Annotated in this window: 11 protein-coding genes, 1 tRNA gene and 1 pseudogene; 6 read left to right on the forward strand and 7 right to left on the reverse strand. The window is 60.6% G+C overall.

All coding sequences use genetic code 11. From position 1 onward, the window contains the following. Positions 1-630: 630 nt before the first annotated feature. Positions 631-2,016 (reverse strand): IS1182 family transposase, encoded by a 1,386-nt coding sequence (locus tag CHB75_RS20060; RefSeq protein ID WP_089273807.1) that lies wholly within the window; start codon positions 2,014-2,016, stop codon positions 631-633. A gap of 172 nt (positions 2,017-2,188) precedes the next feature. Beyond that, positions 2,189-3,709, reverse strand: a complete 1,521-nt coding sequence (locus tag CHB75_RS20065; protein WP_089273809.1) for a fused MFS/spermidine synthase — start codon at positions 3,707-3,709, stop codon at positions 2,189-2,191. A gap of 629 nt (positions 3,710-4,338) precedes the next feature. Between CHB75_RS20065 and CHB75_RS20075 the strand changes: the two are divergent. Next, positions 4,339-4,615, forward strand: a pseudogene (locus tag CHB75_RS20075) (integrase core domain-containing protein); the annotation flags it as partial. 714 nt (positions 4,616-5,329) lie between these two features. Here the strand turns inward: CHB75_RS20075 and CHB75_RS20080 are convergent. Continuing rightward, positions 5,330-5,992: a GntR family transcriptional regulator gene (locus tag CHB75_RS20080; RefSeq protein WP_089273813.1), complete on the reverse strand. Its 663-nt coding sequence runs from the start codon at positions 5,990-5,992 to the stop codon at positions 5,330-5,332. A gap of 31 nt (positions 5,993-6,023) precedes the next feature. After that, complete coding sequence (locus CHB75_RS20085; protein WP_089273853.1) at positions 6,024-6,728, reverse strand: M48 family metallopeptidase; 705 nt, start codon at positions 6,726-6,728, stop codon at positions 6,024-6,026. Positions 6,729-6,833: 105 nt separating this feature from the next. Here CHB75_RS20085 and CHB75_RS20090 point away from each other — a divergent pair, with 105 nt between their 5' ends. Both CHB75_RS20090 and CHB75_RS20095 read left to right on the forward strand, forming a co-directional pair. Continuing rightward, complete coding sequence (locus CHB75_RS20090) at positions 6,834-7,154, forward strand: TIGR02300 family protein (protein ID WP_089273815.1); 321 nt, start codon at positions 6,834-6,836, stop codon at positions 7,152-7,154. Positions 7,155-7,254: 100 nt separating this feature from the next. Continuing rightward, positions 7,255-7,330, forward strand: a tRNA-Ala gene (locus CHB75_RS20095). A 555-nt stretch (positions 7,331-7,885) separates the two neighbouring features. On the opposite strand, the gene CHB75_RS20100 is transcribed toward CHB75_RS20095, so the two are convergent. Next, on the reverse strand, positions 7,886-8,848 hold the full coding sequence (locus CHB75_RS20100) for an acetyl-CoA carboxylase carboxyltransferase subunit alpha (RefSeq protein WP_089273817.1): 963 nt from the start codon (positions 8,846-8,848) through the stop codon (positions 7,886-7,888). A gap of 72 nt (positions 8,849-8,920) precedes the next feature. Then, complete coding sequence (locus CHB75_RS20105; protein WP_089273819.1) at positions 8,921-9,514, reverse strand: LysE family translocator; 594 nt, start codon at positions 9,512-9,514, stop codon at positions 8,921-8,923. A gap of 72 nt (positions 9,515-9,586) precedes the next feature. Here CHB75_RS20105 and CHB75_RS20110 point away from each other — a divergent pair, with 72 nt between their 5' ends. Beyond that, a complete protein-coding gene (locus CHB75_RS20110; RefSeq protein WP_089273821.1) occupies positions 9,587-10,039 on the forward strand; it encodes an Lrp/AsnC family transcriptional regulator in 453 nt (150 codons plus the stop codon). Positions 10,040-10,114: 75 nt separating this feature from the next. Here CHB75_RS20110 and CHB75_RS20115 read toward each other — a convergent pair whose 3' ends face one another. Further along, the gene (locus tag CHB75_RS20115; RefSeq protein ID WP_089273823.1) at positions 10,115-11,071 is read right to left on the reverse strand and encodes an L-malyl-CoA/beta-methylmalyl-CoA lyase; all 957 of its coding nucleotides are present in this window, start codon (positions 11,069-11,071) and stop codon (positions 10,115-10,117) included. 275 nt (positions 11,072-11,346) lie between these two features. Here CHB75_RS20115 and dgcN point away from each other — a divergent pair, with 275 nt between their 5' ends. Both dgcN and dgcA read left to right on the forward strand, forming a co-directional pair. Further along, on the forward strand, positions 11,347-12,348 hold the full coding sequence (gene dgcN / locus CHB75_RS20120) for an N-acetyltransferase DgcN (protein WP_089273825.1): 1,002 nt from the start codon (positions 11,347-11,349) through the stop codon (positions 12,346-12,348). Positions 12,349-12,467: 119 nt separating this feature from the next. After that, entirely contained in the window at positions 12,468-13,433 is a 966-nt protein-coding gene (dgcA, locus tag CHB75_RS20125; RefSeq protein WP_089273827.1) for an N-acetyl-D-Glu racemase DgcA, read from the forward strand. Positions 13,434-13,459 lie beyond the last annotated feature (26 nt).

Here is a 13,459-nt window from a genome sequence, read left to right on the forward strand (position 1 = left end):
TGTACATCACGATCCATAAGACACCTCCTGCTATGCAGGGCGCATCTCAGACAGTCGGCAGCTTCAAACAATGAGGGCGATGGCGCGGCGCTTACGTTCGACGCGCCAAAAGACGCGGCCATGGAAGCGATCTGACGCCTTCCACGGCCACCAAGGAGTTCGCGATAGCGAGGACAGCATGGAACGGAGAAGATACGCCCCCAGAGTCTGACGGCCCAAATGGTCATAATGGACCTTGCCGGTAATGAGACCACGGCGCGTGCGTAACCCCATCAAGGCCACGGCCCGCGAGCCGATCAACAGGCCGGATACATATGAGCGATTTCCGAAATCGTGCCAAATTCTCGATTGCGAACAGCAGCCGACACATACATCCGGGCCGGTCGCTTCATCAACGAAGACTATAGCTCGCAACTTTGCAAAGGCAGCTCCCTGCGCATTGCTGCCTATGGTGCACGGCGCAGCATAGGTGGATGGGTCATTCGGTCCCTGTGAATGGCCGCTTTCGCACTTCCGAGGCGTAAGCTGAGCACTTGCAGCGAATTCACACTTCCCGCCGATTCTGTGGAAAAACACCTGTTCGCGAGCGCAGAATATCTGTGGCTGACCGGGGCGCGAGTGCCTTTCTTGTCAGGCTTTTCGCGTTTGCTGCGGTGCAGGAAAGATCTTAGCCAGTTTGCGGAGGTTTTGGGCGGTTGCTGCGAGTAGAAATTCGTCATTCGCGCCGTACGGGCCTCGTAATCGAAGCCTTCCCAGCCCCAGAATGCGTTTGAGGTGAGCAAAGAGCATTTCAACCTTCTTCCGGAGCTTCATGGAGATATCGTATTGCTTGGTCTTTGCGATGTCTCGGGCAACCTGACGGGCGTCTTCGTGGTCTTCGCGGGTGATCGATCTGGCGTCTGCGTTCGGGCAGCATTTCGCCTTAGACGGGCAGGCCTGGCAGGTCAGTTTCAGGGCACGGAATTTGGTTCTACCCTGTCCGGTCGGCCCCCGGTTCGGGTCGGAATAGTTCCGCCGGAACTGCTTCAGCACTTGGCCCTCGGGGCAGATGTATTGGTCGTTCTCTGCGTCCCATTCGTAGTCTGCCCGGCTCCAGGTGCCGTCGCTGCGCCCCGATTTGTCGAAGACCGGGATGTGTGGCGCGATCTTGCGATCGACCAGCCAACCCAGCATCGGCCCGGAGGCATAGGCCGTGTCAGCGATCAGGCGTTCGGGATGCAGGTCGAACTTCTCTTTGACCCGCTTCAACATGGTCTTTGTCGACCCGACCTCTGCCTGCCGGATCGACCTTGTCGCCTCAACGTCAACAATGACACCATGATCCGTGTCGATCAGGTAGTTGTCAGAATAGCTGAAGAATGCAGTGCCTTTACGGGCCGCTGTCCATTGGCTTGCGGGATCAGAATGCGAGGTGAACTTGGGTTTCACCTCGCTGGCAGCACCGAACGCAGCCTCATCCAAGATATCAAGATACTCGCGCACAGCGCGGGGCGCGTCCATTGGATCGACGGTGGACGCATCCCACTCTTCCTTCGGCGTCGAATTCTGCTTGTTGGCATCCGCCTCAATCAGGCTGGCATCAATTGCCATGCGCTGGCCACTGACCAATCCTTCCTCGATGCAGCGGGCGACGGTCGTCTCGAACAGATGCCGCAGCAGTTCGCTGTCACGGAAGCGCCCGTGCCGGTTCTTGGAGAAAGTCGAGTGATCCGGGACCCGGTCACTCAGATCCAATCGGCAGAACCAGCGATAGGCCAAGTTGAGATGCACTTCCTCGCACAGCCGCCGTTCTGACCGGATGCCGAAGCAATACCCGACCAACAGCATTCGGATCAGCAGCTCAGGATCAACGGAAGGGCGGCCCGTGTGGCTGTAGAAATCCGCCAGGTAGGTGCGGATACCGGACAAATCCACGAACCGGTCGATGGAGCGAAGCAGGTGGTTCTGCGGGACATAATCCTCAAGCGAGAATTCGTAGAACAGCGCCGGTTGCGCCTCCTGCAGTGGTCCCATCATTGCCAACCCTCCAACCCATTGGCAGAATTGAATCAGCATGGCACCTTTCGATCAAGTGCAAGTTTTTCAACGGAATACGCCCAAAACGACCGCAATCGCAAGCGGCGCTTCGGCGTATTACAACACTTGCTGCGCCTCGCACTCTGGAGCCTGGGGAGCGCGCGATGTCTACTCAATCCGGCCGCCCCATCAGCCGCCCCATCAGCCGCCCCATCAGCCGATCAATCGGGGCGTAATCGTCGGTCAGAATCTGCCCCCTTGTTGCGGCGAGTTGCGTGACCAAATCGTCTTCGAGCGCGCCGAACCGCGTCTGATCGGGTGCGGCAGTGACGAACTCGCCGACAGGTGTACGGGCCATGCTGCCGACAACGACGAACACCATGCGTTGGCCGGGCGCCGGGTGCGCCTTCTGGGTCCAGACCTCGACCATCGGGAAGACGGTTTGCATCGTCGCCACGATTGAGGCCAGCGCGCCAAGCCTGTCCTCGTGATCGATCACGTTCATCAGGAAACTGCCCTCAGGCGTTAGTCGGTCCGCCGCGAGGCGAAAGAACTCCTGCGTGACGAGATGGACAGGCACAACGACATCGGTAAAGGCATCCCCGATGATGATGTCATAGCGCAGATCGGGGCGGGTCAGGAGCGCGCGACGGCCATCCTCGTGAAGGCTCGTGGCTGAGGTTGGAGCGAACCAGAACGCCTCGGCGGCGAGTTCGGTGACGGCAGGGTCGATCTCGGCGACCGTGATCGGACCCGTTCCGCGCGTCGAGAAAGCCCACGGCACGGCGTAATTGCCGCCGCCGATGTGAAAACTCGTGAAATCCGGGTGCGGCGCGCGCTGCATTGAAAGCTCGTCGAGCATCGCGGTATGCTCGGTGAACTGCATCAACGGCAGATCCCGCGCGCTGATGCCATGCGCGAGGTGATCGATCACCATCAAGTGTACGGGCCGGGCTGGATCGGCGGAAACATCCTCCATGCGCAGGCAGAAATGGCGGCTTTCGCGGTCGCAGGTCTTTGGTGCGGTCAACGCCAGCCCGGCGAGGACCATCGCCACAAGTCCTGTGGTCATGGCGACAACTCGCCCCCGTGCGCGCCCCAGCCAGAGGAAAAGGAACGCCGTAGCGACGTACACAACCGTGACCACAACCAGTGTCGCGGACGATCCGAGCCAGGAGATGAACACAAAGCCAGCGAGCAACGTGCCCGCGATCGCGCCTATGGCGCCAGAGGCGAACATCGCGCCAAGCGCGGGGCCGGTTCTGTGCGCCGTCGTGACAGCGATCTGCGCAAGGACCGGTGCAGGCACCCCGGCAAATAAGGAAGGCAGGAAGAACACCAGCGCCGTCAGCCCCGTGATGCCCCACACCGGCTGCGCAACGATCCGCAAGACCGGTTCGGCGAGGACAGGCAGGATCAGGACTGCCCCAGCCGTCGTCACCGCACCCGCCATAAGCGCGCCGCCTGTCCAGGCAAGCGACTTCTCCCACGGTTTCTCGGCCAGACGGCCGCCCCACCAGTGCCCCGCGGAAAAACCTGCCAGCACGACCGCGATCACCGCCGTCCAAGTGTAGAGTGACATACCGACATGCGGCGCCAACATGCGCCCGGCCACGATTTCGACCACCAGCGAAGCGGCACTGATAACGCCCTGTGAAATCACCAGAAGCCACAATGGCAGGATGCGTTTCATTCTGGGTTCCCCGTCGCTTGTTTGAGCGCGAAGATGAGGCCAGTGCGCTTTTCGGACAAGCCGATTTATTGCGTGGAGCGCAACGTTGCCGCCCTTGGGAATGCCTCGGCTTGGTGGGGCTGGCCAACTGGGAAAACGGCCAGGTCCGAACGGAGCCGGTTGTCTTCAAGCCCCTGGAGGAGCAGATTACTTTCCAATAAGATCAATATCATCAAAAAGTCTAACCTGTTGCCTTCCAAATGTGCGCGCGCTTCATGGGCGGGGACGTCGACTCCATCGTCATCGTGACAACGTTGACGCAATTCAACGCTGCTCCCTATTCACCGACGCTCTGTTTGACCCATTTCGGAGACCGGCACAGCAAGAGATGGCTGTGCTGACCAGTCCCGAACTGCAACTGTCCATGTTGCGGAAATACCGCCTGCCATCCCGGACGTCGAGAGGCCCATCAGGAGGCACATCGCTTGCCAACGGACCGAGATGTCACTCCAGCCCTCCCACAGGACTCCTCGCAGCGTCTGAACCATCTTGAGGCCGGGCACTTTGACCGGACCGGGATAAAAATCGCGCAAAATTTCAATCCAGCGCATCTCTCCTTGGGACAGAGGGAGTGATCGGTCCGGCATGCGCTGCTGGAATGGGCTGAGAAACACGGCATCGCCCGCGCGCACATCCAGCCGGGCCAGCCGCAACAGAACGCCTACATCGAGCGCTATAATCGCACGGTCAGGCACGAATGGCTGGACCAATACATCATCAACAGCATCGAGGAGGCCCAACACTTTGCTCTGGACTTACAACAACCCCTCTCATGGTTTGCACGCAAACCACTGCCGGGCAGCGGACCGACCGAACATGGGCATCGGCGGCATCACACCCGCGATGAACCTGAAAATGGCTGCGTAAGTTCTACGACCTCGTCACGTTAAAAACGGGAGGATTACCATGGGGTTGGCCTTCGCATGTCCAACGCGCGCACGGACGCACCAAGCCCGCGGCAACCTGCCGGGGCACAGAATGCCGATGTCCTGCATGGTCTTGGTCAACAATACCGAGGTCGAAGCCCAGTGCGCGGCGCACTTGGTTGGCAACGGACAGAGCTTGGGAACCTGACATTTGGTCGGGTCGGCGGAATGTTGATCGTGGCTGGGCACGGGAATTGCCCCTTATAAGCAGGCGTCACGCGCCGTCCGCTGTGCGCATCGGAGTTGGAGAGGGCATTGCTGCCGCGCTCTCAATCAGCCGTGATTTGTGACTCAAATTGACGGCAAAGACTGGGGCTCGTTTGAGCTCGGTCCAAAAGGCAGCTGTCAGGTCTTGCAGGGTTTGCCGACTGTAAGTGTTCGGCTCAAGTGGATTGGGCGTGTGTATGGGCAGCGCTCAAAAACTGGCTAATGACTTTGCCGACTCTGCCCGACGCCAATTGACTAGGTCGGTGTGGGGCGGAGCCTGATGTTTGTCTGCTTGCGAGGGCAGGCCTTTGATGCGCTGATACCGGTCGCAACGCAGATCATCACGGATATCAGAGTTGACGTCAGGCAATAATATCGCCTCTGTCTTGCGAGACGGGCAGGACCAAGAACTCTTGCGTGTTCCGTAGGGGTTGGGCCTCCATCCCAGTCAGCTGGTCAGCATCCGCAAGCCCTGTGTTACGTCCGAACGTACGGCAAGGCGCAGGCCAGGTTCGTCCCCGGCCTTGAGCGCAGAGATGATGAGCCGGTGGTACTGCGGCGGTTCGCTGCGACGCAGACGGGTGTAAAGCGCTCGCATGGTGGGCCCCAGTTGCAGCCAGACGGTTTCTGCCATGGCCAGCATGGCCGGCGCCTGGGCGCGGAGATAGAGGGTACGGTGAAATTCCAGATTGGTGCGAATATAGCCCACTGCATCGCGGTTGGATACGGCATCCGAGATGCTGCCGTTGATCGCCTGCAACCGGTCAATCAGCGCGATATGGGCGCGAGGCAAGGCCCGGCTTGCCAGTTCGACCTCGATCAGCGACCGAAGGGCCGCCAGTTCCTCGATTCGCTCATTGCTGAGTTCCGGCGTCTGGACCCGCCCCGAATTTGACATCGAAAGCGCTCCTTCGGCCACAAGTCGCTGCACCGCTTCGCGCGCGGGGGTCATCGACACTTCGAATTCACGTCCGATACCGCGCAGCGTCAGTGATTCACCCGGGCCGATTTCGCCCACCATGATCCGCGAACGCAGCCCGCGGTAAACACGATCATGGGCCGAAATGCGGACCTCGCTGGATTTTTCTACAGATTTGTAGGGGCTGAGCATGACGGAACTGTGATCACAAATGCAATTGTGGTCAATCCTCAAACCGGTAGCGATGAAGGCTCGCTCCATTTTCCCGCAGCCAGCGGCGCGGAATCTTCCAGTCGCCATGGATGCGGGTGACAGTGTCCCAGAAGGCGCGGGAGTGGTTCATTTCGGCCAGGTGCGCGACTTCATGTGCAGCCACGTAATTCAATACCTCGGATGGCGCAAGGATGAGGCGCCAAGAATACATCAGGCCACCCTGCGCAGTGCAGGATCCCCAGCGCGATCGGGTGTCACGCAAGGTGAGTCGGCTGTAATTCCGGCCCAACGTGGCAGAGTAATGATCCGAGGCAGCTGCCAGACGGTCCCGTGCCAGCGTCCTGAGGTGCCCCTTCAGTCGCGCTGCCAGCTGATCCGGCGCGCCGGGCACCCGCAGTTCAGCACAGGATTCGCTGGAAACGATCTGAACGGCGCGCGCCGAACCCGGAACAACGCGGTGCTCCACGCCCTCTATCGGCACCATTGCTCCGGGCGCGATAACGACAGTGCTAAGCTGATCTGCAAGGTGACTGCGCAGCCAGCCTTCCTTTTCGTGTAGAAAGGCCAGCGCCTGCGCCTGAGGCAGCCGTTTGGGGAGAGTCAGCGTTACCCGACCGTCTAACTGCGACAGGCGCAGCGAAATTCTACGTGCCCGCGCAGAGCGACGCAGCAGTACCGGGATCGGGGGGTTGCCCCAGAGCGTGACATCACCCATATGATCGCCTTGAAGGTTCGTGGCCAAGAAGCCTTTGACACTGGCATAGTGATATGGCACTTGGCCCGGATCGTCCACAGGACCAAGCATTGAGAGGGACTTCCCATGCCCAAAGAAGAATGGGGCGTCAAACGCGTTTGCCCGACCACCGGCAAGCGGTTTTATGACCTGAACAAGAACCCGATCATCAGCCCCTACACCGGCGATGTCGTGGAGCTGGATCACGGCAAGCGCGGACAGATCTCTGCGGATGCTGCAGATGGCGCTTCGCGTAAGTCCAAGGTCGAAGAAAAAGAAGAGACTGACGTTCTGGACGACGATGATGTCGATGTCGAGCTGGACGACGATGATGTTCTCGAAGACGAAGATGACGACGAGAACGTGTCTCTTGATGACATCAAGGATGTTGCGACCGACGACGATTGACGTCACGAAATGAATTGGCGCCGGCCTGGATTTTCCACTTGATCCCGGCCGCCGCTTTGCGTAGTTCAGCGCGCACGGTGCCGGGAACGGCAACTGGAATGGGGCCTTAGCTCAGCTGGGAGAGCGCCTGCATGGCATGCAGGAGGTCAGGGGTTCGATCCCCCTAGGCTCCACCATTCCCCTCACTAATCCTTCACAATCAGTAAGCTGACGATTACCAGAGGTAATTCTTGGGAACTGATGTGTTCCAGTGAGGATTCAGAAGCGCATGCCCGTCTCTATCGCCGCAATGACGTCCAGCAGCACCGCGCCGCCGTGCCAAAAGTCCTTGAGGCGATCTTTCCAATTTCCGAACAGGTCTTGTTGCCGCAAGTCAGAGAGCAAGCTGTTGATTTACGAGGCATGCGGCACGTCGCCATTGCGGCGAGTAAACTCGAGCTGACTTCCGGCCCAAAAAGCTGCTTGCGTCAGTCACCTGCCTGTCGACCCGCTGTCGGCCAAATATCTGGCGTAGTGGCACCATCTCACGGACCGGGACGAACAGCCCGGCTTGACGGCTTCGATCTAAAAGATGCAATCGCCCGCGACGCAGAGGCATGACAGAATTTCACGGCCCGACATTCGCGCAAAACAAAAAGTGCTCTGGCGGCATGGAAGCTGCGGAGCCGCGCCTATGGCAGACTACCGATCCGGTGTCGTTCGTGATCGTTTTGCGGACGGCGTAGGCCGATCTAGGCGGCGAGTCCCTTGGAACCCAGCGCCAGGAACTTGTCGCGGCGGTCCTTGATCAGCGCCTTGGGCTTCAGCCCATCCAGATCACCCAGCATCTTTGTCAGGCAGTCACTGACGGATGCGATGGTTGCTTCGCGGTCGCGGTGGGCGCCGCCCAAGGGTTCGGGAATCACCCGGTCGGCCACGCCGAGCTTGAGCAGATCCTGCGCGGTGAGGCGCAGCGCCTCGGCGGCTTCGCGCATCTTGTCGGCGTTTTTCCACAGGATCGAGGCGCAGCCTTCCGGCGAAATCACCGAATAGACCGAATGTTCCAGCATCGCGACCCGGTTTGCCGTGGCAAAGGCCACCGCCCCGCCCGAGCCGCCTTCGCCGATGATCACTGACACCAGAGGCACACCGATCTGCAGACAGGTTTCGGTCGCGCGGGCAATCGCCTCGGACTGACCGCGTTCCTCTGCTCCCTTGCCGGGATAGGCGCCAGGGGTGTCGACCAAGGTGATGACCGGCAGGCCGAAGCGGTCGGCCATCTCCATCAGGCGTACCGCCTTGCGGTACCCTTCCGGCCGGGCCATGCCAAAGTTGCGCTGGATACGGCTGCTGGTGTCGTTGCCCTTTTCATGGCCGATCACCATGACGGGACGGTCATTGAACCGGGCAAGGCCACCCAGAACAGCCTCATCCTCGGAAAACTTCCGATCTCCGGCAAGCGGGGTGTATTCCTGAAACAGGGCGTCAATGTAGTCGCTGCAATGCGGGCGGTCCGGATGCCGGGCGACCTGGCATTTGCGCCAGGGCGAAAGCTTCTTGTACAGATCCTTCAGCAGAGCCGCGGCCTTGTGGTCCAGCGCTGCGGCTTCGGCCTCGATATCCATCTCTTCGCTGACCCGCGCCATGGCGCGCAGTTCTTCGGCTTTGCCTTCAATCTCGGCCAGAGGTTTTTCGAAATCGAGGTAGTGCGTCATTGACGGGCTCCGCTTGGGTGTCACGCGTGATATGAACGCATGAGGCGGCTTATGCAACTCTCTGCGCAGATCTCAGCGGATCAATACCGGTACAAGCGAGGCAATAAGCAGTCCCGCCATAGCCCAGTTGAACGCCCGCAGCCGTGCAGGGATACGCAGCAGACGCCGCACCTGTTGCCCCATCAGCGTCCAGCCAGTTGTCGACAGCACCGCGCAGGCCACATAGGCACCCGCGACCCAGAGCACAGAGCCAAGATCGCGACCGGCAGCGTAGAGCGTGATCGCTGACAGACCCATCGACCACGCCTTGGGGTTGACCCATTGAAAGGCCGCCGCCTGAACAAAGCTCAGCGGTTTGCCCGTCGCCTCTGCGTCTTTCGGCGCACTGGCATGGGCAATCTTCCACGCAAGGTAGATCATATAGGCGACCGACACGATCTTGAGCACCAGATAGCTTTGCGGCCAGAGGTCGAACAACTGCATCACCCCCAGACCGACCAGCACGATCATCGCCGGGAAGCCCAGCCCGATACCCAGCATATGCGGGATCGAACGGCGAAAGCCGAAGTTCGCGCCCGAGGCCATGAGCATCAGGTTGTTGGGCCCCGGCGTGGCGACGGTCACCAGAGCAAAGATCATCAGGGCTGGGAGTATGTCAGGTATCATTCGCGCAATATCTGACGAATTCTGTGGCATGTAATTGCAATTTACGCTGAATGCGGTCAAAGATTGCAACTTATGAGCGGTTTGGACAGCACAGATCAACGGATATTGCGTGCGCTGAGCGACAACGGTCGGATCAGCAATCTTGCCCTAGCCGAGGCGGCGGGCCTGTCGCCGTCTGCCTGCCTGCGCCGAGTCGCGGCGCTGGAGCGGGCCGGGGTCATCATCGGCTACCGCGCGGTGCTGAGCCCCGAAAAGACCGGCGTTGGTTTCGTGGCCTACGTGACCGTGGGCCTGAGCCAGCACACCAAGGCCGCGCAGGAGGCGTTTGAGCGCGCCATCGCGCGCAGCCCCGAAGTGCGAGAGTGTCACAATATCACCGGCGCGGTGGAATATCTCTTGCGGATCGAGGCGGCAGATCTGGCCGCCTACAAGCACTTCCATACTGAGGTGCTGGGCACGCTGCCGCAGGTCAGCGCGATCACCTCCTATGTGGTGATGGGTTCCCCCAAGGACGAGCGGGCATGATGCAGTGCTGCCGTCAGCGCCCCCTCAGCCTGATGCTGAGGAGGCCACCGGTTCGAACCGTGCAAAAGCGGCGATTCAGCCTGCGATCATCTCGGACTGTTTCACGATCACTTCGGCTTGTTTGATGCTGGCGATGTCAACAAGACGGCCTTTGTAGACGGTCGCGCCTTCGCCCTTGGCCTTGGCCGCGTCCATTGCGGCAAGGATCTCGCGCGCCTCGGAAACGGCCTCTGCGGATGGGGTGAAAACCTCGTTGGCGAGGGTGATCTGTTTGGGATGGATCGCCCATTTTCCGACCATACCTAGTGTCGCCGACCGCAGCGCCTGCGCGCGGAATCCTTCGTCATCGCTGAAGTCGCCGAACGGCCCGTCCACCGGCAGCACGCCATGCGTGCGGCAGGCGGCGACGATGGCGGTCTGGGCCCAGTGCCAGGGGTCGGACCAGTATTTTGCGCCTTCGCGGGCCATGTAGTAGTTTTCCTGAGTGCCGCCGATGCCGGTCGTGGCCATGCCCATCGATGCCGCAAAATCCGCGGCACCAAGGCTCATTGCCTGCAGACGGGGCGTTGCAGCGGCGATTTCCTCGACATGGCTGATCCCGGCCGCCGATTCAATGATCACCTCGAAGGCGAGCACCTTTTGGCGGCCTTTTGCGCGTTCGATCGCCGTGACCAGCGCATCGACAGCATAAAGGTCAGCGGCGCAGCCGACTTTCGGGATCATGATCTGGTCGAGCCGCTCGGGCGCCTGCTCCATCAGGTCCACCACGTCGCGATACCAGTAAGGCGTGTCCAGACCGTTGATCCGCACGCTGAGCGTCTTGGTGCCCCAATCCACATCGCCAATCGCCTTGATGACATTGGCGCGGGCGCTGTCCTTGTCGCTGGGCGCAACTGAATCTTCCAGATCAAGATTGATCACATCCGCAGCGCTCGCCGCCATTTTTTCAAATATCGCAGGGCGCGAACCCGGGCCGAAAAGTTGGCAGCGGTTGGGGCGGGCGACGGGCGCGGGCTGAATGCGGAAGGACATGCGGCTGGTTCTCCTTGAAAGGATGTTACGTATTCCTGCGCAAACCGGTTATTAAATTACCCGATGACCCGCAAGTGAAATTTGCAGATGCAGCATCCTGCCGCATCGCAGCAAGAAGTACACCGGGTTGGTGGTCAGGACTGCACGTTTCTTCGGCAATGCCCGTCGTTTGCGAAGGGATCGTGCAGACCTCTCTGGATATTCCCTGCAAAAGCAAATTAGTTGCGCGCAACGGCGGCTAGATTGCCGCAAACTCATTCAGCCGGGAGACCCCTATGATCGACACCCCCTATCTCTTGTTCCTCGGTGATGCCCCCGACGGTCTTGCCGCCAAGGTGGCACAGGGTATCAAGGACTGGCGTCCCGAGAACTGCGCTGGTCAGTTCCGCATGGAAGGCTGCAAGGCCGACATGAAACTGCCCGACATGTCCCTGACCGAAGCAAAGGAAGCCGGTGCCAAGACACTGGTGATCGGTGTGGCAAACCGGGGTGGCGTCATCTCCAAAGCCTGGAAACAGGTGCTTCTTGAGGCTCTCGACGAAGGCTATGACATCGCGTCGGGCTTGCATAACCTGCTGCGCAACGAACCGGATCTGGCCGCCAAGGCCAAGGAGTTGGGTCGCACGCTGCACGATGTGCGCATTCCCGTGGTCCAGTATCCGATCGCCAATGGCGAAAAACGTACCGGCAAGCGCGTTCTGGCTGTCGGCACGGACTGTTCTGTGGGCAAGATGTACACGGCTCTGGCGCTGGACCGCGACATGCGCAAGGCCGGGATGAAATCCACCTTCCGCGCGACCGGTCAGACCGGCATCCTGATCACCGGCGAAGGTGTGCCGTTGGACGCGGTGATCGCCGATTTCATGGCCGGTTCGATCGAATGGCTGACACCGGACAACGATGCTGATCACTGGGACATCATCGAGGGCCAGGGGTCCTTGTTCCATGTCTCGTATTCGGGTGTAACGCTGGCGCTGATCCACGGCGGGCAACCCGACGCGCTGATACTGTGCCATGAGCCGACCCGCGATCATATGCGGGGTCTGCCGGGGTACAAATTGCCGAGCCTTGAGGCCGTGCGCGACATGTCCCTGACATTGGCGCAGGTTGGCAACCCGGATTGCAAGGTGGTGGGCATTTCAATCAACACCCAGCACATGAGCGACGCCGAGGCCACGGCCTATCTTGCAGAGGTCGAGGCGCGGGTGGGTCTGCCCGCAGTCGATCCCTACCGGCACGGAGCCGAGCGGCTGGTCGAAGCATTGGCCGCGCTCTAAGTTTCGGGAGGCGCTCGACATCTCCTTGCGGTTTTGACCGCAGGGGCTGATGGCGCTTCGCGACGACGCCCCGCGCTGGTCGGTTTTGCGTATTTGGAAAGAGAAGAAAGGATAAGACCGTGCAGATAGATGTGAAGCGCGACGTTTTCAGGCTTGCGCAGGTCTTTACCATCAGCCGCGGATCGCGGACCGAAACCAAGGTGCTGACAGTGCGCATCACCGACGGTGGCGTGACCGGCTGGGGCGAATGTGTGCCCTATGCCCGCTATGACGAAACGCTGGAGTCGGTGAGCGACGAGATCGCCGGTCTGCCGTCGGATCTGACCCGCGCAAGGCTTTACGATCTGCTGCCCGCCGGCGCGGCGCGAAACGCCGTGGACTGCGCGCTGTGGGATCTTGAGGCGAAGCGGACCGGTAAGCGGGTCTGGGAACTTGCCGGTCTGGCGAAGCCGGGGCCGGAAATCACGGCCTATACCCTGTCGCTGGACACGCCAGAAAAGATGCGCGAGCAGGCGGCGAAACACGCGTTTCGTCCGATGCTCAAGATTAAGCTCGGCACACCTGATGACATGCCCCGCCTTGAAGCCGTCCGGGTCGGCGCACCCGATTCCCGCATCATCATCGACGCGAACGAAGGTTGGTCTGCCGAAGTTTATGCCGATCTTGCCCCGCATCTGGTGCGTCTGGGCGTGGCGCTGGTGGAACAGCCGCTGCCTGCGGCGGATGATGATGCCTTGATCGGGATGGACCGCCCTGTTCCAGTCTGCGCGGACGAGAGTTGCCATGATCGCGCCAGCCTTGCGCATCTAAAGGGCAAATACGATGTGGTGAACATCAAGCTCGACAAGACCGGCGGGGTGACCGAGGCGCTGGCGCTGCGCGATGCGGCCCGCGCGGAAGGGTATGATGTGATGGTTGGCTGCATGGTCGGATCATCGCTTGCCATGGCCCCTGCGACCCTTGTGGCTCAGGGCGCGCTTGTGACCGATCTTGACGGCCCGCTTTTGTTGGCCGAAGACCGTCCCGACCCGCTGCTGTTTGACGAAAAGGGCGTGCACCCGCCCGAAGCTGCCCTCTGGGGCTGACCCTGCCAGTTTACGAAGGACCCAAG

This window comes from Puniceibacterium sediminis (genome assembly GCF_900188035.1).
Taxonomy (GTDB): domain Bacteria; phylum Pseudomonadota; class Alphaproteobacteria; order Rhodobacterales; family Rhodobacteraceae; genus Puniceibacterium; species Puniceibacterium sediminis.